This is a genomic window from Gordonia sp. NPDC062954, from assembly GCF_044543825.1.
GTDB lineage: Bacteria > Actinomycetota > Actinomycetes > Mycobacteriales > Mycobacteriaceae > Gordonia > Gordonia tangerina.
On record NZ_JBITWL010000004.1, the window covers coordinates 256,272 to 276,092 of the forward strand.

The window sequence follows — 19,821 nt, forward strand, 5'->3', positions numbered from 1 at the left end:
TTCAGCCCTTCCCGGCCGCGATGACGGCAACCACTAGGTCTTGGATCAGAACCAGCGGGAGCGCGATCACCCAGCCGATCTCCATGAACTTGTCCGGGCGCAGGATCGGCAGTCGGTGGCGCAGCCACACCAGTGCGGTGAGCACGATCGTCGTCTTCACCAGCACCCACAGCCAGTCGGGCAACAGTGGTCCGGCACCACCACCGAGGAACATGGGGACGGCGAAAGCGGCGCCCGCCGCGAGCAGCGCCAAGCGCCCACCCTGGAAGAGCAGACGGTCCACCCCGGACAGTTCGGCGGTCACTCCGCCGGCGAGGTCGCGGCCGGCGGCCGCGGCGAACGGACCCCACACCGAGAACGCCGTCACGGTAAGGCAGTAGACCAAAAACGCCACCGGCATCCACACGACATACCAAAGTCCCTGTTGTGCCGCCACGACATCGGTGACGCGGAGGCTCTCTGCGGCGATCGCGGGAGCAACCAGCGCGAACATCAGTGGCAGTTCGTAGCCCAGACCGTGTGCGAGGAAACGGTACCCGCCCACCAGTCCGTACGCCGAGTTGGCACCCCAGCCAGTGAGCCACACCAACGCCCAGATCATCACGTCCATTGCGTTGAACCACACGATGCCGACGTCGAGGTCGAACAAGGTCCACGAGCCGAGTGGTACGACGGTGATCATCAACAGAGCGGCGACGAGCATCCCGTATGCACCTGCACGCCAGAGCAATTCGTCAGCCTTCACGGGTACTCGGCGTCGTTGCCGAAGCAGCCGGGCGGTCTCGTACACAGGACTGGCCGCCGCGCTCAGATGAGCGCCGCGCGGAGCCGCGAGCACTCTATCGACCCCGGCGGCGTACAGCGCGAACACCCCGAGGATCGCCGCGGCGGCCGGCGCCCAGATCGCGGGCACGGTGGCGATGGTCGACTCATCCATGCTGTTCTCCCGGCGCGGGAATGACCATCTGCGCGACATCGATACCCAGACTGGCGATGACCAGCCGCGTGGCCGCGAGATCGAGCCCGACGATCAGTTCCGGTATCAGTAACTCCCCGCAGCGCCAGTGCAGGGGCGTCACGAAGGGTCCCCCCTCCTCACCATCGGCTCCCCCAATCGCACTGAGCCGCGCCAGCATCCGGTCGTACACGTCGCCGGTCAGTGCCGGAAGGCACTCGTCGACACCGAGTTCCTCAGCCCGATCATGATCCAGCACACCGAGACCACGCAGCGACCACCGCAGGGGCGACGACCGCCGAATCCGCCGATACAGCGGCCCAAGTTCTGCCCGCGCCCGCTCCAGCTCATCGTCGACGAGCAGTGCGCGCACCGCACGCGCCTGCGCTGCAACGTTTTCCGCGCCGGCTAGAGCCAACACATCGACGACAACCGAACAGTGGTTCACCGCTTCGACAGTTGAGTCGGCCCCGGACGCAACGAGCGCTTCTGCGTCGAGCACATCCACCTGCGCATCGACCACCACGTCACCCTGCAGCGTGCATTGGACGACGAGCCCGGCCGGCCAGTGAGTCATTATCGGCCCCAGCGGCAGATGCAGGACGTCCATCTCGAGGCCGTCGCGATCGTCGGCACCCTCAGCGAGTGGAATCCCGGCCGGTGCCATCGACCCGTGGTCCATGCCGCCGTGGTCCATGCCGCCGTGGTCCATCTGACCGTGGCCCATTCCGCCGTGGTCCATCCGGGCATGCTCATCGGCGTCGTCGGAGTGGCGCGCGGAACCGTCGTCGCCCTTGTCGTGTCGATGGCGCGCATCGTCGCGCTGCCGATCGATGTCGGACAGCTCGACAACCGCCTGGTCGAAGGCGGGATCCACCTGGCTGCGTTCGCCCACCTGGATGCGCACCCTCGGGCCCGGAAGCTGTTGCCAGACTTGCTCGATCGCCTCGGTGAGCCGTGGACCGGACGTTCGCACGACGGCGAGGACGTCGGCGTCGGCCGGCGACTCCGCAACCACCCATCCACGCTCCCGCACATTCTCGTCGACCACGACCTCGAGGAGACGATTCCCGGGAGCCGCCACGACGAGCACGTGGACGCGGCGTACGGCCAGCCGGGCCAGCAGCGACTTCAGGCCCATCGCAGCACGCCTTCTCGCCACGCCCAGGCGACGACCACGAACAGTGCCGCGAGGAAGACAAACATCTCGATGACCGCCGACATCCCGAGATCGGCGACAACCACTGCCCATGGGTACATGAACAACATCTCAACGTCGAAGGCCAAGAACAGCAGCGTCACCGGATACCAGCGTGCGTGATAGCGCGAGAGGGCGTGCTCGGCAGGCGCCCAACCCGACTGGAAGGGCATTACCGTCAGCGATGAGCGCGCCACCGCGGTGAGGCGGTGCAGCGCGAGAACCGCAACTATGACCCCGAGGGCCACCGTGAGCATCGCTCCCACCCCGGCGTAGATGACGCACCTCCTCCGGTCGCCGTACCGCACGATCACTGCCGTCACCGCGTTCCAGGCGAGTTGCCCGATGAGGTCCGCCTCAAACACCGCCCACTCTGTCTATACCCCTATGGGGTATTAGTCAACAGTCGCTGATGCCGCAATCGCTCTGGCCGCCAGAACGGCTGGCGATACCCTGGCGTCGAGCCAGTCAAGTCGTAACGAGGAACCCTGCGACCGCATCGGACCAGGAACGCAGAGCGTCCGGCGTCGACGCCACGCGCAGTTCGGCATTCGGTAGCGCTTCGGCGAGCAGTTCGCCGCTACTGACCGGGTGCGCCGGGTCTCCCGTCCAGGCCAGGATGAGCGTTGGCTGGGTGAGTGCACCGAACTCATCGGCCGGTGGAAGGTCGGTGATGGCCGAACCGCGCAGTACCCAAGGATAGATCGACGAGCGCACCGCAACCCGACCGACGTAGCGCTCGGTTTCGGCCAGCGCGGGAGACGCGGGAACATTCGGGGCCGCTCGCAAATACGCAGCCAACCCGCGACGTTCGATCGCATCGGCATCCGACACACGCAGGGGCGTCAAGGCACGCCGGGAATCCCAGATCGTCGGCGCCGTCGTGAGGACGAGCCGGTCGAATCGTTCGGGCGCAGCGAGGGCCGCGCAGAGGATCGTCGCAGTTCCCATGGAGGCGCCGATGGCGTGCACACGTTCGCCGGGCGCGGCGATGTCGAGCAGCGCGAGGAGATCGGCTGCGAGTTCCGGCCAGGTGTACTCGTCCGCGGTCCGCCCACCACTCGAGCGACCGTGCCCCCGAGCGTCATACCGAATCAGCCGATGCGTTGAACTCACTGCACGCCAATCGAATTGACCCGACGACTCCGGGCCGTAGGAGCATGAGCTCATTCCATGCGCCCACACCGCCGCCGGTCCACGACCCGTCTGGTTCCAGGCGAGTCGGGCACCGCGGATGTCGGCGAAGCGGAACGGCGGGGTCACCGCGGAGAAGGCTAGAGCGTCGCCGTGTCGATGACGAACCGGTACCGCACGTCGCTGGCGACGACGCGGTCGTACGCCTCGTTGATCTTGTCGGCGCCGATCACCTCGATCTCGGAGCCGATGCCGTGCTCGGCGCAAAAGTCCAGCATCTCCTGGGTTTCTGCGATGCCACCGATCATCGAGCCGGCAAAGCTGCGGCGATTCGCCGCGACCGCGAACGCGGGTACCTCGATCGGATGCTCGGGCAGCCCGAGTTCGACGAGTGTTCCGTTGAGGGCGAGCATGCCGAGGTACTTCTGCATCGGCAGATTCGCCGACACGGTGTTGACGATCAGGTCGAACTCGTTGCGCAGGTTCGTGAACGTATCCGGGTCGCTGGTGGCGTAGTAGTGATCGGCGCCCAGACGCAGGCCGTCCTCCATCTTCTTGAGCGACTGCGAGAGCACGGTCACCTCGGCGCCCATCGCGTGGGCGATCTTGACACCCATGTGCCCCAGTCCGCCGAGCCCGACGATCGCAACCTTCTTGCCGGGACCGGCGTTCCAATGCCGCAGCGGCGAGTAGAGGGTGATCCCGGCGCAGAGCAGCGGCGCGGCCTCGTCGAGCCCGATGCCCTCCGGGATGCCGCACACGTAATTCTCGTCCACCACGATGGCCTTGCTGTAGCCGCCGTGGGTGGGCTCGCCGTCACGGTCGACGGCGTTGTAGGTGCCGGTCATGCCGCGCTCGCAGTACTGCTCGTCGCCGGCCTGGCACGGCTCGCATTCTCGGCAGGAGTCGACGAAGCAGCCGACTCCCACCCGGTCACCGACCGAGTACCGGGTGACCTCGGAGCCGACCGCCGAGACGATGCCGGCGATCTCATGGCCGGGCACCACCGGGAAGGCGGTACGCCCCCACTCCCCGCGGGCGGTGTGGATGTCGGAGTGACAGATTCCCGCGTACGCGATGTCAATGACCACGTCATGTGGCTTCGGATCGCGACGCTCGATGGTGGCCGGCTCCAGCGGAGCGTCGGCGGCGGTGGCGATGTAGGCGTTGACGGTGGTGGGCATGGATGCTCCCTGTTGTTCGACGTCAGGTTCGCGGGATGCGAGTCGAGCTCGTCGATCCCGCTGCGGACCTCCCCGCGCTCGTTCCAGTGTTCCGCAGAACCGGCGCCGAGTGTGCCGACGAGCGAGTTCGTCACATCACGGAATATTTATGTGCGCATATGCGCACCTATGTCTACTATCGATTCGTGGTCAGCTTGTTCCGCATCCCGGTGTTTCGGCGGTTGTTCGCCGCCCAGGTCGTCTCGCTGCTCGGGACCGGCCTGATGACCGTGGCGCTGGGACTATTGGCGTTCGACCTGGCGGGCACCGACGCGGGAGCCGTACTAGGCACCGCGCTGGCGATCAAGATGATCGCCTACGTCGTGATGGCGCCGATCATGCGCGCCGTGTGCAGTCACTTCTCGGCGCGCTCGGTGCTGGTGGGCGCCGACGTCGTGCGCGTGGTGATGGCGGCCGCGCTGCCCTTCCTCGGCGAGGTGTGGCAGGTGTATCTGCTGGTGTTCGCACTGCAATCGGCGTCGGCGACGTTCACCCCCACGTTCGGCTCGGTGATCCCGACGGTGGTGACCGATCGCGACACCTATACCCGTGCGATATCCGCATCGCGGGTCGCCTACGACCTCGAATCGGTGGTCAGCCCGATGATCGCCGCCGCGCTACTCGGCCTCATGAGCTACTCGTATCTCTTCGTCGGCACCGCAATCGGATTCGTCGGCTCGGCCACGTTCGTGCTGACGTCCGGGCTGCACGGATCGCCCCGCCGGTCCGGCACTGTGCGCTCGGTCGGCGACCTCTGGGACAACACGACCGCAGGCCTGCGCATCATGCTGCAGCGCCCGGTCTTTCGCGGAATCTTGTGGGCCAATGTGGCCGCCGCCGCGGCCACCGCGGTGGTGGTCGTCGGTTCAGTGGTCTATGTCCGCGCAACGCTGGGTCTCGGCGATTCGATGCTCGCGGTCTCGCTCGCGGTCTTCGGCGCCGGGTCGATCGCGGCGGCCGTCGCGTTGCGGCGTCTGCTGCGGGCCCTCGGTGGCGTCCGACGAGTCGTCGGGCATGCCGCGATGCTGTGTGCAGCCGCGCTGGCCGGCGTCGCCGCGATGACCGCGACCCGCCCGACGCCGGCGGCGCTGCTGATTCTGTGGTTCGTCCTCGGCGCAGGGACTTCGCTGATCACCATGGCCACCACCCAGTTGCTGCGCGACCACACCCACGACGACGACCGGGACGTTGTCTTCACCGCGCAGTTCTCCTCGTCGCACGCCGCGTTCCTGGTGACGTATCCGCTCGCCGGTTGGGGTCCCGCCCTGGTCGGCCCCTGGGTGATGCCACTGGCGATGGCCGCGATGGCGGCGACCGCCGGCCTCCTCGCCCGACGCACCTGGACACGTGCGACATCGGCACGACCGGTGCGCGCGCACCGGTCGCCTACGATGACATCCGAGGCAGTGACCGGCTGAGTCCGTCGAGCAGGCCACGCCGATCCCGCGAGGAGGTCTGGCAGATGACCGACGAGACCGCGTTGCCACGCGACTCCCGCAGCCTGCATCACTTCGTCGATCCCGACCCCGCGCTGCTCGCTGCCGCGACCTCGGTTTTCGCCATGCTCGCCGAACCGACGCGACTGCACATCGTGTCCCTGCTCGCCGACGGCGAAACCGACGTCAGCTCTCTGACCGAGGCCACCGGCGCGTCCCGGACCGCGGTCAGCCAGCACCTCGCGAAACTGCGCTTCACCGGCCTCGTCGACACCCGCAAAGACGGCCGCCGCGTCATCTACCGCATCCGCGACGGCCATCTGCGCCGGCTGGTTGCCGAAGCGCTCAACTTCGCTGACCATCAGGTGACCGGCGAACCCACCCATTCGTGAGCTCGCCGGGCGGCGGCGACCACCACCCGCCCCGGTTCCTTCCCCTGACTTCCGGTCATCCCCCACAAACGCGCGGAAAGTCTGGCACTACCCCGGGGGAGGAACCGCGACGCCACCGAGTCAGGCATGGCTAACTTGCAAGTTCGGTAACCCGAAACTACGGTATGCGCATGTCACAGGTCCGGCGCGGTGCGTTCATCGCGGCCGTCGTGCTGCTCGTCACGGCCCTCGGCGCATGCGGTTCTGCCGGGACGCAGAGTGACCGCCCCAAGGTGCTCACCACGTTCACCGTGCTCGCCGACATCGCGCGCAACGTCGGCGGATCGCACGCCGAGGCCGTGTCGCTGACCAAATTCGGCGCGGAGATCCACGGATACGAGCCCACTCCCGGCGATCTACACAAGGCGATGGACGCATCGCTGGTGGTGGTCAACGGGCTGCATCTGGATGACTGGTTCGAGCGGTTCCTGGCCGACATGGATGTTCCGCGCATCGTCGCCAGCGACGGGATCGAGCCGATGCACATCAGTGAGATTCCGGGTGCGGCCGCCGACGAGGCGGACCGACCCAACCCGCACGCCTGGATGTCACCGACCGCGGCCAAGGTGTACGCCGCCAACATCGCGGCCGGCCTCGCGCGGGTGGACCCCGACCACGCCGAGGACTATCGCCGCAACGCCGCACAGTACGGGCGTCAGTTGGACGCCGAGCAGCAGCGCTTGATCGATGCGGTCGCCACGCTCCCGGATAACGAGCGGGCGTTGGTGTCGTGCGAAGGTGCATTCAGCTACCTGGCCCGCGACACCGGACTCACCGAGCACTACATCTGGCCGGTGAACTCCGAACAAGAGGCCACTCCCCAACAGATGCGCCGGACCGTGGAATTCGTCCGCGCTCGCGACGTGCCGGCGGTGTTCTGCGAATCCACCGTCAACGACGCACCGATGCGGCAGGTGCAGGCCGACACCGGCGCGCGCTACGGCGGAACCCTCTACGTCGATTCGCTGTCCGAGGCCGACGGACCGGTTCCCACCTACCTCGACCTGCTGCGCCACGACATCTCCACTATCGTCGCCGGACTCACCGGAAAGGACCTCGACCGTGCCGAACCCTGATACCGCACAACAGGTTCCAGCTCTCGACATTTCCGGACTCACCGTGCGATACGGCCCGGTGACCGCGCTCGACGATGTGTCCATGACGGTCCGCCCCGGCCGCATCTGCGGCATGATCGGCATGAACGGATCCGGCAAATCAACGCTGTTCAAGTCGATCATGGGGTTGGTGCGGCCCACCTCGGGGCGGGTGACGATCGCCGGGCACAGCACCTCGCGCGCCCGCGCTCGCGGGTTGGTCTCCTACGTCCCCCAGGCCGAGGACGTGGACTGGCAGTTCCCCATCTCCGTCCGCGAAGTGGCGATGACCGGTCGTTACGGACGACAAAACCTCTTCCGGCGCATCACCGCTCGCGACAACGAGGCCGTCGACGCCGCGCTCGCCCAGGTCGGACTCACCGACCTGGCCGACCGACAGATCGGGCGACTGTCCGGTGGTCAACGCAAACGCGCCTTCGTCGCACGCGGTATCGCGCAGGGAGCCGAGATCCTGCTGCTCGACGAACCGTTCGCCGGCGTCGACAAACGTTCGGAGGCAACAATCATCGACTTGCTCACCGACCTCGCATCGCATGGCCGCACCGTGCTGATCTCGACGCATGACCTGTCCACGCTGCCCTCCTTCGCCGACGAGGCGGTTTTGCTGATGCAACGAGTCCTGGTACACGACACCCCGCAGGAGGCACTGCGGCCGGAGAACCTGGCGCTGGCCTTCGGCGTCGACGTCACCGAACGCCGTGCGCCGCGCACCGACGCGGAGGTCGGCTGATGATCGAGTTCCTCATCGAGCCCTGGACGTTGTCGTTCATGCGGGACGCGTTCTTCGCCAGCGCCGTCGCGGCGGCCGTGTGCGCCCTGATCAGTTGTTGGATCGTGCTGATCGGCTGGTCTCTGATGGGCGATGCGGTGTCGCATGCGGTGCTACCCGGGGTCGTGTTGTCCTACATCGTCGGGGTGCCGTTCGCGATCGGTGCGGTGATCTTCGGGTTCCTGGCCGTCGCACTGATCGGCACCATCCGCGACACCAGTCGGGTCAAGGAGGACGCGGCGATCGGCATCGTGTTCACCACCTTGTTCGCCCTCGGCCTCGTGCTGGTCTCGGCCACCCCCAGCCAGACCGACCTCGGACACATCCTGTTCGGCAACGTGCTGGGCGTCAGCGGGTCCGCGCTGTGGCAGCTGGTGATCCTCGGCGCCGTGGTCACCGCGGTGCTGGTGGCCAAACGCCGCGACCTGACCCTGTTCGCCTTCGACCCGGTGCACGCGCATGCCATCGGGTTGTCGCGCCGGTGGCTGGGCGCCCTGCTCCTGGGGCTGCTGGCGTTGACCTGCGTCGTCGCCCTACAGATCGTCGGCGTCATCCTGGTCGTGGCGATGTTGATCATCCCCGGCGCCGCCGCGCATCTGTTGACCGACAAGTTCGGACACATGCTGCTGCTGGCCCCCGCGCTGGCCGTCGGGGCCACCGTGATGGGCGTCTACGTCAGCTACAGCGCCGACGTCTCGCCCGGCGGCATGGTGGTGGTCACCCAGGGTGTGATGTTCACCGCGATCTACCTTTTCGCACCCCGCAACGGCCTCGTGACCAGCTGGTACGGCCGACGCCGAACGGCAATCGCGACGGTCTGATCGGCTCGTCACCTGGGATCCACCGGTCGTGATCGTTACACTTGCCGATGGTGACAACGCAGAACTCCGCTGACGACGGCCGCAATGCCCCCGGTCCCGAGCTCCGCGCGCAGCTGCCCAGGGTGTCGCCGCTGACCGAGATCACCCGGTTCGGCGCGGCGACGGCACATGCCGCGGCGGGAGTCGGGCGTTTCGTGTTCCACAGTGCACAGGGCCTGCTGCACGGCAGAACACCGACCGCCGCCCTCGTCGCTCATGAGATCCGAACCATCTTCGAACATCTCGGCCCCACCTACGTGAAGCTCGGCCAGCTCATCGCATCCAGCCCGGGTGTGTTCACCGAGACCCTTGCTACCGAGTTCGAGTCACTGCTCGATCGGGTGCCGCCGGCCGATCCGGCTGCCATCCGCGAGCTGTTCATCGCCGAACTCGGCCGAGCTCCCGAAGAGGTGTTCGCCGCTTTCGACGTTCACCCGATCGCGTCGGCGTCGATCGCCCAGGTCCATACCGCCACCCTGCACTCCGGTGAGGAAGTGGTGGTCAAGATCCAGCGGCCGGGGATCACCGAACGCCTCGCCCCCGACATTGCACTGCTCGAACGGTTCGCGGGGCTCGCCGAGATCTCCGAATACGGCCGCATGCTCAGCGCCCGACACGTCGTCGAGGACTTCGCCGACGGCCTCGACGACGAACTCGACTTCCGCAACGAGGCGACCACGATGCGCGAATGGTACGAGTGCCTGCGCGAGGGGCCGTTCGGCGCTCGGGTACGGGTGCCGCAGGTGTACGACGAATTCACCACCTCCCGGGTGCTCACGATGGAACGCATCTACGCCATCCGGATCGACGACGCCGACGCCGTGCGCGCCGCCGGCCACGACGGGGTGGCGTTGTGCCGCAACCTGCTGCTCTCGTTGCTGGAGTCGGCCTTTCACGGCGGCCTGTTCCACGGCGATCTGCACGCCGGCAATGTGCTCGTCGACGCCGAAGGCACGTTGGTGTTGTTGGACTTCGGCATCGTCGGGCGCTTCTCCAAGCGCACCCGGCGCATCCTGCGGCAGCTCGTCGTCGATCTGATCGTGCGGGGTGACTACGAGGCCGCAGGTCGCGCCATCTTCCTGCTCGGCGCGGTCCACAAGCCAGGCTCGACTGCGCAGGGGGCCGAGGACATCAAGAAAGTCGCCATGCCGCTGGGCGCCACGGACCTGGCGTCGATGTCCTACACCGACCTGGGCCGGCAGTTGGCCGCGGTCGCCAAGGCCCACGATGCCCGGCTGCCCCGGGAGCTGGTCTTGGTGGGCAAGCAGCTGCTCTACGTCGAGAAGTACATGAAGCTCCTGGCCCCGCGGTGGAAGGCAATGGCCGACAAAGAAATCTACGGATACATGGCGGGGATCATGAAGGAGGCCGAGCGGGACCGGCGCGACGATCGGGCCGCATCCGGCTGACCTCCGACAGTTGTCGACCACGCGCCGATAGGGTGGGACGTTGAGTCCTGCCGTGTGGCGGGCCGTGTGGTTTCTGGGCGTGGAGCCTGTGAGTTCTGGGAGTGGAGAATGAGACGACTTTGGCTGGCGCTGCCGGCGTTCCTCGGCGCCGCCTGTATTGCCGCCGCCATCGCCATACCGTTGTTCCTGGTGCCCCAGCTGCGGGTGGTGCCCCTCGACCTCGACATCACCTCGGAGGCGACCACCGTGTCCGAGGACGGCTCGACGGGTGATCGTTTTCCGGCGCGGGTCTTCGACCGCTGCTCGGTGAACGAACGCCGCGCGCAGGTCGACGACGCTCATCTCAGTCAGCAGCGCCGGTCGGTGATCGTCGACCCGTCCGACCGTCGCCAGGCGACCTTGCAGTCCGCACAGACCGTGCAGATCGACCGCCTTCGCGATGCCGACGGCGAGGAGACCGAACCCACGATGGCGGCGGCGGACGCAGCCCGCGAGTGCAACGACGGGCTGCTCACCGCGAACATCGACCGGGTGTCGGTGAACCGCAAGAGCTCGGTGCCCAACGGGACGGTCAGCTCGCTGCAGCTCGAGGCCGCACCCGAGGGCGTCAACCCGCAGGACGTGTCCGTGGAGCTGCCCGACCGGCAGGGCTTCCAGTACAAGTTCGGGTTCGATGTGCAGAAGCGTTCCTACCTCTACTACGACACCAACACCCGCCAGGACATCCCGGTCGAGTTCGTCGGGGAGAAGACCATCGACGGCGTCACCGTCTACGAGTTCAGCGGCGAGGTCCCCGAAACCGATGTGTCGAGCCTGCCGAACGCCCAGGGACAGGCCGCGTTGGGCACCATCCTGACCATGCCGGCCAGCTGGTGGGGGATCTCCGGCCGGGGCGTCGAACCCCGCGACCAGGTCACCATGCACCGGTATGCGACGGCCACCCGCACCGTGTGGGTGGAGCCCGAGACCGGCACCATCGTCGACGGGATGGAAGACCAGCACCAGTACTTCCGCTCACCCGATCAGAGCGACGACACCCCGGCACCGATCCGCGACTTCCAGATGGATGTGTTGAAAGCTCGGTTCAAGTGGACCGATGAGACCGTCTCCAACCAGGCCGCCCGCGCCGACGACTACATGGGCCAGCTGCGGCTCGGCAACTTCTGGCTGCCGCTGATCCTCGCCGTCGTCGGTGTGGTGCTGCTGGGCGTGTGGGCGCTGATGTGGTGGCGGGGACGCCGCCGCGGCGACGACGACACCACCCCGCCCGCCGACGATCCGGCGACGACCTCGTGGCTGGGTGAGACACGCGGTGAGCATTCGCCGATCGCGCCCACCGATGACGCGGCCGGCGGTGGTGTCGCGGGAGCCGCTGGTGTCGCCGGTGCTGCCGGTGCTGCGGGTGCCGGAGCTGCCGATGCGCGCGCCGGCGGGGCACACGCTGCCGACCCGTGGGATCAGCCGACGGAGCAGATCCCGCGCGTCGAGAGCGCGCCCGAGTCGGAGACCGACGCGACCGCCGAGCCGTCGACCACCGAACCCCCGGCCGGCGATGACTCGGCCACCGGGTGGCTCACACCGCCGTCTGCCGACGAGACCCAGCGGTACCGGCGCCCACCGGCGGAGTAGGCCGCCGGCAACCACCCCGATTCGCGGCATCACCTTGCATCGGATGCAAGGTGATGTTGGCGAATCGGGGTGTCTACGTCGAGCTCGATGTGGGTGGAGCCGATCGGGCCTTCGGTGCGTCCAATGGGTATGGCTGAATTGTTCTGCATCGACCACGCGATGAGCCGCCACGAGCTGCACGCGCGCGGCCACACCGACCACGAGATTCACCTGGCGCAACGAGCGGGCCACCTCGAATCTCTCGCTCGCGGCCTGCTGATCTCGCCGCAATTCCTCGACGGGACCCGCGAGCAACGTCATCGCGAGATCGCGGTGGCCCGCCTGCGGACATCGCGCACTTCTGGCCGCGCGCTGGCCTCGGTGTCGGCCGCTGCTGTGCTCGGCCTCCCGATCTGGGGCCTGCCCACCCAGCGGGTGGTGATGGTCGACCCGTCGCGATCACCCGGTTCACGTTCGACCGGTGTTGTCCGCCTGATGACCGACACCCGGCCGGCAGCGACCACCACGGTCGACGGGGTTCTCGTGACCTCTGCGGCTCGCACCGTGATCGATGTCGCGCGGGGTTCGAGTCGCATCCCTGCGATCGCCGTCGGCGATGCCGCGCTGCACGCCGGCCTCTGCACCATGACCGAACTCGAGAACGAACTGGACCTCATCGCGAAGATGACCGGAGCGACGCGGGCGCGCCTGGTGGTATCACAGTTGAATGCGTTGTCGGAATCGGTGCTGGAGTCTCGACAGCCGCATCGAGTTGACCGACCGCGGGCTCCCAATGCCCGAACTGCAGGTCGACCTGTACGACTCCTGTGGACGATGGATCGCCCGGGCCGACTTCTACTGGCGCGAGCAGCGGGCCGTCGGGGAAGCAGACGGCGAGTCGAAGTACGCCGGCCAGAGTGGTGTCGCGGTCCTCCGCAAGGAGAAGGGGCGTTCGGACGCCATCGTCGAAGCCGACAACCGCGCGATCCACTGGGGGTGGTCCGACGTCGACGACGCCGATGGCCTCGCCGAGCGCGTCCGCCGACTGCTTATGCGACCGGCCGCGTAACCCCCTCGACACAGACACCCCGAAACGACGAAACCACCTTGGTATCGAACCAAGGTGGTTTCGTCGAACCGAGGTGGCTGCGTTAGCCGTTCAGATCAGCGCCCTGCCGATCAGAAGAACGCCGGCGCGAAGGTCGTGTTCCACGACTGCTTGAAGTCGTTCTGCCAGTAGTCCCACCAGTGCACACCGTCCGGGGTGATGTGGGTGGTGAGCTTGACGCCGGGCACCACGGCGAGGCGACCGATGTAGAGCTGGCTGCTCGTGGAGGCGGCGACCTCGAGCGGGACCATCTGCGCGAACTTGACCGGGTCGAAGTCGGCGCTGGACGGGTTCACCGAGGTGTCGTACTTGCTGCCGACGCCGGTGCCCGACGACACGTAGACGTGGTGACCGGCGAGGTTGTTGGCCGACAGGAACGGGTCGTTGGCCGCCCACTGACCGGCGGGCCACACGCCCCACATGTTGACCGGATTGCCGCCCATCTCGATGACCGACGCCTGAATGCCCTGGTTGAAGCCCGGCATGGTGACCGTCGGGTAGCCGCTGTAGGAGGCGACCGCCTGGTAGAAGCCCGGGTGACGCGACGCGAGGTTCAGCGCCGAGGTACCCGACATCGACAGCCCTGCCACACCGTTACGACGGTTGTCGCTGTTGTGCTTGCGCGCCATGTAGGCCGGCAGCTCGCGGGTCAGGAAGGTCTCCCACTTGTTGACGCCCAGCTTGGGATCGGCGCGCTCCCAGTCGGTGTAGAAGCTGCCCCCGCCACCGAACGGGATGGCCACGTTGGCGCCCTTGCCGTTCATGTAGCGCGCGACGTCGGTCTCGATGAGCCAGCCGCTGTTGTTGTTCGGGGCACGCAGGCCGTCGAGCAGATACAGCGTGGGCTTCGGTCCGCCGCCGCCGGCCGAAACGATGCACACCGGCACGCTGCGGTGCATCGCGTTCGAGTAGACGGATTCCACGGTGCATCCGTTGGCCGCGTGGGCTGCGGGCGCGGCGACCGCTGCGGCGCCCGTGGCGGCAACGAGTGCCACGAGTCCGGCGACCAGGCGCTTACGGGCGCGAGTCAGCATTCACAAGTCCTTATCGATCTTGACCTCGAGTCAGGCCAGGTCATTCTCAGGGCGTTCTCACGGGATTCTATGGCGCAAGGGGCCGACGCATACCCGTCGGGAGCGAGTGTAACGGCTCGATAACGCTCCGGCAAAGCCAGGAACGCGTCGCCCCGGACCTGCGCGGATGCTCCAGACCGACGACTCACGCGGACGACCTGGGCAAATATCGCAGCGCACTCGAGACCCGCTCCACCCGTTCACGAAACCGACGTTTCGCGTCACCGGGCCGTTATCGGTTTGCTCGATGAACGGTGACACTCAGGTATCGATACGTACGCTGAGCACGATGGAGCTCCGCGAGTACCTGCGCCACGACGCCACCTCTCTGGCCGGCTTCGTCGCCGCGGGCGAGGTCACCGCCGCCGAACTGCTGTCGCTGGCGCGACGTCGCGCCGACGACGTCAACCCTGCGCTCAACGCGATCGTGGCGCGCATGGACGACGCCGCCGACGCCCGGGCCGCCGACCCCACGCTGTCCGGGCCGTTCGCCGGGGTGCCGTTCCTCATCAAGGATCTCGCGCAGGAGTATCGCGGCTATCCGACGTCGTTCGGGTCGCGGTCACTGTCGCGCCACGTCGCCACCGAGCACTCCGCGGTCGTGCGCCGGTTCCTCGACGCCGGGCTGGTGATCTTCGGCAAGACCAACACCCCCGAATTCGGCGCCAAGGGCGTCACCGAACCCGAGTTGTGGGGACCGGCACGCAACCCGTGGCACACCGACCACACGCCCGGCGGGTCGTCGGGCGGATCGGGCGCCGCGGTGGCCGCCGGGATCGTGCCGGCCGCCGGCGCCAACGACGGGGGCGGCTCGATCCGGATACCAGCCGCCTGCAACGGCCTCGTCGGGCTCAAACCGACCCGAGGGCTCGCGCCCTTCGGCCCGGTCACCGGCGAACCCAAGTTCGGGATGGCGGTGCAGGGCGTGGTGTCGCGCACCGTACGCGACGCCGCCGCACTCTATGACGCGATCGTCGGCGCCACCGACGGTTCGGTGTACCCCACCCCGGTCCCGCCGACCCCGTTCGCCACCGTCATCGGCTCCCCGCCGGCACCGCTGCGCATCGGCTACTCGACGGTGTCGGCGATCAACCCACACCCGCACCCCGAGGCGATCGCCGCGGTCGAGCACGCCGCGACGGTCCTCACCGAACTCGGCCACCACGTGGAGGAGGTGACGCCACCGCAGGACGATGCTGCGCTGGCCCGCGACTTCCTGACCATCTGGTTCGCATCCCTGGCCACCGATGTCGAGGCCACGCGCACCCTCACCGGCGCCACCGACCGCGACTTCGAGGCCGACACCCTCGCGCTCGCCGAACTCGGACGGTCGGCCGGGGTGGTGGCCGCGATGGCGGCCCTCGACGAAGTCAACAAGCACGTGCTGGCGCTGGCGCAGTTCCACCGGACACACGATCTGTTCCTCACCCCGACGCTGGCCACCCCGCCGTTGCGGGTGGGCGCCACCACCACGCCCCCGCTGCTGCAGGCCGCGTCCCGGGTGATCGCGAAGGTGCATGCCGGAAAATTGCTGGCCCGCACCGGCATTCTCGACGACCTCATCGAGCAGAGCCTCGGCTGGGTGCCCTACACCCAACTCGCCAACCTCACCGGACGCCCGGCCATCAGCGTGCCGCTGCACTGGACCGCCGACGGGCTGCCGCTGGGGGTGCAGTTCGTCGGGCGGCTGGGCGCCGACGACGCACTGCTCGCGTTGGCAGCTCAACTCGAACAGGCGTCCCCCTGGGCGCATCGGTACGCCGACATCTCGGTCTGAGCGAGGCGACCCCGGCGGTCGGAGCGCGAGGGCTAAGGTCGATCGAGACGAGGGGAAGAGGAGGGCGTGTGAGCGAGCAGCAGGCCGACGCGGTGGTGGTCGGATCAGGGTTGGCCGGGCTGGTCGCCACCTATGAACTCACCCGCGCCGGGCGCAAGGTCGTCGTCGTCGATCAGGAGAATCGCAACAATCTCGGCGGTCAGGCGTTCTGGTCGTTGGGCGGTTTGTTCCTGGTCGACACCCCGGAGCAGCGACGCCTCGGCATCAAGGACTCCGCCGAACTGGCACTGCACGATTGGATGGGGTCGGCTGGGTTCGACCGCGACGACGAGGACTTCTGGCCTCGCCAGTGGGCCCGCGCCTACGTCGACTTCGCATCCACCGAGAAGCGGCAGTATCTGCACGATCTCGGTCTGCGCATCACCCCGATCGTCGGCTGGGCCGAACGTGGCGGCGGATTCGCCGACGGGCACGGCAACTCGGTCCCCCGCTTCCATCTCACCTGGGGCACCGGCCCCGAGGTGGTACGCGTCTTTGCCGAGCCTGTGTTGGAGGCGGAGAAACGCGGATTGGTGGAGTTCCGTTTCCGCCACCGCGTCGACGAGCTCATCGTCGACGACGGGGCCGCCGTCGGCGTGCGCGGTTCGGTCCTGCCGCCCACCGACCTCGATCGCGGGGTGGCATCGCCGCGCCACGTGACCGGCGACTTCGAGATCCGGGCGGGCGCGGTCATCGTCACGACCGGCGGCATCGGCCACAACCACGAACTGATCCGCCAGAACTGGCCGACCGAACGGCTGGGGACCGCACCGGAGACGATGATCTCCGGCGTGCCGGCCTACGTGGACGGCCGCATGCTCGGCATCGCCGAGGATGCCGGTGCCAGCCTGGTCAACCGGGATCGTATGTGGCACTACACCGAAGGCATCCACAACTGGGATCCGATCTGGCCCGATCACGCGATCCGCATCATCCCGGGCCCGTCGTCGCTGTGGCTCGATGCCAACGGAAATCGACTGGCACCGCCCAATTTCCCCGGCTTCGACACCAATTCGACGATGAAGGCAATCCTCGCCACCGGCCACGACTACTCGTGGTTCATCCTCACCCAGAGCATCATCGAGAAAGAGTTCGCGCTGTCGGGCTCGGAGCAGAACCCCGACATCACAAGCAAGGACCTCAAGTTCGCCGCCAAGAGCCGGCTCGCGAAGGGTGCGCCGGGCCCGGTGGCCGCCTTCACCGAGCACGGGGTCGACTTCGTGGTGCGCGACAATCTCCCCGACCTGGTGGCCGGGATGAACGCGATCACCCGGGGACCCGAACTCGACCTGCAGCATCTCGAGCGGGTCATCTCCGCCCGCGACGCGCAGATCGACAACAAGTTCGGCAAGGACGCCCAGTTGATGGCGATCACCAACGCCCGACAGTACTTGGGCGACAAGCTGGTCCGCGTGGCCAAACCCCACCGACTTCTCGATCCCGCACACGGCCCGCTGATCGCCGTCCGGCTCAACATCCTGACCCGAAAAACGTTGGGCGGATTGGAGACCAACCTGGATTCGCAGGTCATGCGGCCCGATGGCACCGCTTTCGACGGGCTGTTCGCCGCCGGTGAGGTCGCCGGATTCGGCGGTGGCGGCGTGCACGGCTACAACGCCCTGGAGGGCACCTTCCTGGGCGGCTGCATCTTCTCCGGACGTGCCGCCGGGCGGGCGGTCGCGCGCGGCTGACCCTCCGATGCGCCCGGTCGCGGTGGGCTACAGTGTGTCCCGTGCCGATCCCCCAGACGATCCTGACGCGAAAGACCACCTCGGCGCTGTTTCTGGTCCTCACCATCGACGACGACGGCGAAGACGCGGTCCGGGAGGTGCTGGGTGACCTACCCACGCTGACGCGGGCGGTCTCCTCGCGCGCGCCCGAGGCGGCGCTGGCCGCGATCGCGTCGATCGGTTCGGCCGCCTGGGACCGGCTGTTCGACGGGCCGCGCCCGCGCTCGCTGCGGCCGTTCGTCGTCTACCAGGGCGAGGTACACACGGCCCCGGCCACGCCGGCCGATCTGCTCGTGCACATCAAGGCCGACCGGATGGACCTGTGTTTCGAGGTCGGCCGACTGGTGACCGACGCGCTCGGCGACGCCGTCACCGTGGTCGACGAGGTACACGGCTTCCGCTACTTCGACCTGCACGACATCATCGGCTTCGTCGACGGCACCGAGAACCCGGTCGGACAGGCCGCGATCGACGCGATCACCGTCGGCGACGAGGACCCGGCGTTCGCCGGTGGCAGCTACGTGGCCATCCAGCGCTACGTCACCGACCTCGAGGCGTGGAACGCGCTGAGTGTTCCCGAGCAGGAAGACGCGATCGGCCGCACCAAGTTCGACAACGTCGAGATGGACGACGACGTGAAGCCCACGAACTCGCACATCGCGCTGAACGTGGTCACCGGCGCCGACGGCGAGGAAATCGACGTCGTTCGCGACAACATGCCCTACGGCGACGCCTCCGGCTCCGGGGAACGCGGCACCTTCTACATCGCCTACTCCGCGGGTCCCGACGTGACCGAAGAGATGCTGCGCAAGATGTTCGTCGGTGATCCGCCCGGCAACTACGACCGGCTGCTCGACTTCACCACCGCGGTCACCGGTGCGCAGTTCTTCACGCCGACCATCGATTTTCTCGAGGACCTGCCGGACCCGCCGACTGCGCCCGCCGACGAGGTCGGTGGCGACACCGCCACCTCCCCCGATGATCGAGTATCCACGAGCGAGCGCAGCGAGCCCGATCCACCCACCGACGGCTCCCTCGGCATCGGCTCTCTGCACTGATTCATCCGATCACCCATCCGGCCACTCACTCTCCCAGGAGGCAGCATGAACAACCTGCATCGCGAACTCGCACCCATCTCCGCGGCCGCGTGGGCCGAGATCGAGGAGGAGGCCACCCGCTCGTTCAAGCGCAACAGCGCCGCGCGGCGCCTCGTCGACGTCAACGGCCCGCTCGGCCTGGACATCGCCTCGGTCACCCTGGGGCATCGCAGCAAGATCGATCCGCCGGCCGATGGCATCGTCGCCCATCAGCGGCAGGCTCAGCCGCTGGTGGAGTTGAAGGTGCCGTTCACCGTCAGCCGCGAGGCCATCGACGACGTCGACCGGGGAGCTCAGGATTCCGATTGGGACCCGGTGCGCGATGCCGCGGCCGAGTTGGCCAGGGCCGAGGACCGGGCGATCTTCGAGGGGTACCCGGCCGGCGGGATCACCGGCATCCGGCCGGCTGCGTCGGCAACCCCGATTCCCCTGCCGGCCGACGTGCGCGACTACGCCGAGGCGCTGTCGCAGGCCACGACCGCATTGCGGCTCGCCTCGGTAGAGGGCCCGTACTCGCTGGCGCTGTCCAAGGACGTGTACACGCTGGTCAACGAGACCTCCAACCACGGTGTCCCCATCCGCGACCATCTACAGCGACTGCTCGTCGGTGGCGGCGACATCGTGTGGGCGCCCGCCATTTCCGGCGCGTTCCTGCTCAGCACCCGGGGCGGTGACTTCGAGATGAGCATCGGTCAGGACGTGTCCATCGGCTACGACCACCACGACGCCGACACCGTGACCCTGTACTTCCAGGAGTCCTTCACCTATCTCACCTACACCCCGGAAGCGGTCGTCCCGTTCACCTACGCGGAGTGACCGGTGGTCCGCACTTGATCACATCGCGCCCTTAATCACATCG

General features: G+C 67.7%; 19 protein-coding genes. 12 read left to right on the forward strand and 7 right to left on the reverse strand.

Translation table 11 applies throughout. The annotated features are described in order from the left end of the window. Window position 1 precedes the first annotated feature (1 nt). The 5 genes from ACIGKQ_RS06610 to ACIGKQ_RS06630 all read right to left on the reverse strand — a co-directional run bounded on the left by ACIGKQ_RS06610 (window position 2) and on the right by ACIGKQ_RS06630 (window position 4,471). Complete coding sequence (locus tag ACIGKQ_RS06610; RefSeq protein ID WP_396572831.1) at window positions 2–937, reverse strand: complex I subunit 1 family protein; 936 nt, start codon at window positions 935–937, stop codon at window positions 2–4. Then, the gene (locus tag ACIGKQ_RS06615; RefSeq protein ID WP_396572832.1) at window positions 930–2,096 is read right to left on the reverse strand and encodes a hypothetical protein; all 1,167 of its coding nucleotides are present in this window, start codon (window positions 2,094–2,096) and stop codon (window positions 930–932) included. Before ACIGKQ_RS06615 ends, ACIGKQ_RS06610 begins: the two co-directional genes overlap by 8 nt. Beyond that, on the reverse strand, window positions 2,087–2,431 hold the full coding sequence (locus ACIGKQ_RS06620) for an NADH-quinone oxidoreductase subunit A (protein WP_235723042.1): 345 nt from the start codon (window positions 2,429–2,431) through the stop codon (window positions 2,087–2,089). Before ACIGKQ_RS06620 ends, ACIGKQ_RS06615 begins: the two co-directional genes overlap by 10 nt. 190 nt (window positions 2,432–2,621) lie before the next feature. Further along, entirely contained in the window at window positions 2,622–3,416 is a 795-nt protein-coding gene (locus tag ACIGKQ_RS06625; protein WP_287015128.1) for an alpha/beta fold hydrolase, read from the reverse strand. Between the two features lie 11 nt (window positions 3,417–3,427). After that, on the reverse strand, window positions 3,428–4,471 hold the full coding sequence (locus tag ACIGKQ_RS06630) for an NAD(P)-dependent alcohol dehydrogenase (RefSeq protein WP_266060684.1): 1,044 nt from the start codon (window positions 4,469–4,471) through the stop codon (window positions 3,428–3,430). A 185-nt stretch (window positions 4,472–4,656) separates the two neighbouring features. Here ACIGKQ_RS06630 and ACIGKQ_RS06635 point away from each other — a divergent pair, with 185 nt between their 5' ends. The 7 genes from ACIGKQ_RS06635 (at window position 4,657) to ACIGKQ_RS06665 (ending at window position 12,159) form a co-directional block, all read left to right on the forward strand. Next, window positions 4,657–5,928 (forward strand): MFS transporter, encoded by a 1,272-nt coding sequence (locus ACIGKQ_RS06635; RefSeq protein ID WP_266060683.1) that lies wholly within the window; start codon window positions 4,657–4,659, stop codon window positions 5,926–5,928. A 44-nt stretch (window positions 5,929–5,972) separates the two neighbouring features. After that, the gene (locus ACIGKQ_RS06640) at window positions 5,973–6,338 is read left to right on the forward strand and encodes a metalloregulator ArsR/SmtB family transcription factor (protein ID WP_266060681.1); all 366 of its coding nucleotides are present in this window, start codon (window positions 5,973–5,975) and stop codon (window positions 6,336–6,338) included. 170 nt (window positions 6,339–6,508) lie between these two features. Beyond that, entirely contained in the window at window positions 6,509–7,453 is a 945-nt protein-coding gene (locus ACIGKQ_RS06645; RefSeq protein WP_396572835.1) for a metal ABC transporter substrate-binding protein, read from the forward strand. Beyond that, on the forward strand, window positions 7,440–8,222 hold the full coding sequence (locus tag ACIGKQ_RS06650; RefSeq protein ID WP_235722909.1) for a metal ABC transporter ATP-binding protein: 783 nt from the start codon (window positions 7,440–7,442) through the stop codon (window positions 8,220–8,222). Before ACIGKQ_RS06645 ends, ACIGKQ_RS06650 begins: the two co-directional genes overlap by 14 nt. Before the next feature lie 38 nt (window positions 8,223–8,260). Then, window positions 8,261–9,082 carry a metal ABC transporter permease gene (locus ACIGKQ_RS06655; protein WP_396572879.1) on the forward strand — a complete coding sequence of 274 codons (822 nt, stop codon included), beginning with the start codon at window positions 8,261–8,263 and terminating at the stop codon, window positions 9,080–9,082. A gap of 47 nt (window positions 9,083–9,129) precedes the next feature. Next, the gene (locus ACIGKQ_RS06660; protein WP_396572837.1) at window positions 9,130–10,530 is read left to right on the forward strand and encodes an ABC1 kinase family protein; all 1,401 of its coding nucleotides are present in this window, start codon (window positions 9,130–9,132) and stop codon (window positions 10,528–10,530) included. A 108-nt stretch (window positions 10,531–10,638) separates the two neighbouring features. Further along, complete coding sequence (locus tag ACIGKQ_RS06665) at window positions 10,639–12,159, forward strand: DUF3068 domain-containing protein (RefSeq protein ID WP_396572839.1); 1,521 nt, start codon at window positions 10,639–10,641, stop codon at window positions 12,157–12,159. A 296-nt stretch (window positions 12,160–12,455) separates the two neighbouring features. Here ACIGKQ_RS06665 and ACIGKQ_RS06670 read toward each other — a convergent pair whose 3' ends face one another. Next, window positions 12,456–12,785: a hypothetical protein gene (locus ACIGKQ_RS06670; RefSeq protein WP_396572841.1), complete on the reverse strand. Its 330-nt coding sequence runs from the start codon at window positions 12,783–12,785 to the stop codon at window positions 12,456–12,458. A 146-nt stretch (window positions 12,786–12,931) separates the two neighbouring features. Between ACIGKQ_RS06670 and ACIGKQ_RS06675 the strand changes: the two genes are divergently transcribed. Beyond that, window positions 12,932–13,207 carry a hypothetical protein gene (locus ACIGKQ_RS06675; protein ID WP_396572843.1) on the forward strand — a complete coding sequence of 92 codons (276 nt, stop codon included), beginning with the start codon at window positions 12,932–12,934 and terminating at the stop codon, window positions 13,205–13,207. 110 nt (window positions 13,208–13,317) lie between these two features. Here the strand turns inward: ACIGKQ_RS06675 and ACIGKQ_RS06680 are convergent, their stop codons facing one another. After that, the gene (locus tag ACIGKQ_RS06680) at window positions 13,318–14,280 is read right to left on the reverse strand and encodes an alpha/beta hydrolase (protein ID WP_396572845.1); all 963 of its coding nucleotides are present in this window, start codon (window positions 14,278–14,280) and stop codon (window positions 13,318–13,320) included. A gap of 328 nt (window positions 14,281–14,608) precedes the next feature. Here ACIGKQ_RS06680 and ACIGKQ_RS06685 point away from each other — a divergent pair, with 328 nt between their 5' ends. The 4 genes from ACIGKQ_RS06685 (at window position 14,609) to ACIGKQ_RS06700 (ending at window position 19,778) form a co-directional block, all read left to right on the forward strand. Continuing rightward, complete coding sequence (locus ACIGKQ_RS06685) at window positions 14,609–16,096, forward strand: amidase (protein WP_396572846.1); 1,488 nt, start codon at window positions 14,609–14,611, stop codon at window positions 16,094–16,096. 68 nt (window positions 16,097–16,164) lie between these two features. Beyond that, window positions 16,165–17,826 (forward strand): FAD-binding dehydrogenase, encoded by a 1,662-nt coding sequence (locus tag ACIGKQ_RS06690; RefSeq protein WP_396572848.1) that lies wholly within the window; start codon window positions 16,165–16,167, stop codon window positions 17,824–17,826. Window positions 17,827–17,867: 41 nt separating this feature from the next. Further along, window positions 17,868–18,923, forward strand: coding sequence for a Dyp-type peroxidase (locus tag ACIGKQ_RS06695; RefSeq protein WP_396572850.1), 1,056 nt, complete (start codon window positions 17,868–17,870; stop codon window positions 18,921–18,923). A 45-nt stretch (window positions 18,924–18,968) separates the two neighbouring features. After that, window positions 18,969–19,778, forward strand: coding sequence for a family 1 encapsulin nanocompartment shell protein (locus tag ACIGKQ_RS06700; protein ID WP_328715809.1), 810 nt, complete (start codon window positions 18,969–18,971; stop codon window positions 19,776–19,778). The last annotated feature ends 43 nt before the right edge of the window (window positions 19,779–19,821 follow it).

What these genes read in the sequence shown, in the direction of transcription:
- ACIGKQ_RS06610 (WP_396572831.1), bottom strand. Translation starts at nt 937, where the DNA reads ATGGATGAGTCGACCATCGCCACCGTGCCCGCGATCTGGGCGCCGGCC.
- ACIGKQ_RS06615 (WP_396572832.1), bottom strand. Translation starts at nt 2,096, where the DNA reads ATGGGCCTGAAGTCGCTGCTGGCCCGGCTGGCCGTACGCCGCGTCCAC.
- ACIGKQ_RS06630 (WP_266060684.1), bottom strand. Translation starts at nt 4,471, where the DNA reads ATGCCCACCACCGTCAACGCCTACATCGCCACCGCCGCCGACGCTCCG.
- ACIGKQ_RS06640 (WP_266060681.1), top strand. Translation starts at nt 5,973, where the DNA reads ATGACCGACGAGACCGCGTTGCCACGCGACTCCCGCAGCCTGCATCAC.
- ACIGKQ_RS06645 (WP_396572835.1), top strand. Translation starts at nt 6,509, where the DNA reads ATGTCACAGGTCCGGCGCGGTGCGTTCATCGCGGCCGTCGTGCTGCTC.
- ACIGKQ_RS06655 (WP_396572879.1), top strand. Translation starts at nt 8,261, where the DNA reads ATGCGGGACGCGTTCTTCGCCAGCGCCGTCGCGGCGGCCGTGTGCGCC.
- ACIGKQ_RS06660 (WP_396572837.1), top strand. Translation starts at nt 9,130, where the DNA reads ATGGTGACAACGCAGAACTCCGCTGACGACGGCCGCAATGCCCCCGGT.
- ACIGKQ_RS06665 (WP_396572839.1), top strand. Translation starts at nt 10,639, where the DNA reads ATGAGACGACTTTGGCTGGCGCTGCCGGCGTTCCTCGGCGCCGCCTGT.
- ACIGKQ_RS06670 (WP_396572841.1), bottom strand. Translation starts at nt 12,785, where the DNA reads ATGGTGCAGAGGCCGGCGTGCAGCGCGGCATCGCCGACGGCGATCGCA.
- ACIGKQ_RS06675 (WP_396572843.1), top strand. Translation starts at nt 12,932, where the DNA reads ATGCCCGAACTGCAGGTCGACCTGTACGACTCCTGTGGACGATGGATC.
- ACIGKQ_RS06680 (WP_396572845.1), bottom strand. Translation starts at nt 14,280, where the DNA reads ATGCTGACTCGCGCCCGTAAGCGCCTGGTCGCCGGACTCGTGGCACTC.
- ACIGKQ_RS06685 (WP_396572846.1), top strand. Translation starts at nt 14,609, where the DNA reads ATGGAGCTCCGCGAGTACCTGCGCCACGACGCCACCTCTCTGGCCGGC.
- ACIGKQ_RS06700 (WP_328715809.1), top strand. Translation starts at nt 18,969, where the DNA reads ATGAACAACCTGCATCGCGAACTCGCACCCATCTCCGCGGCCGCGTGG.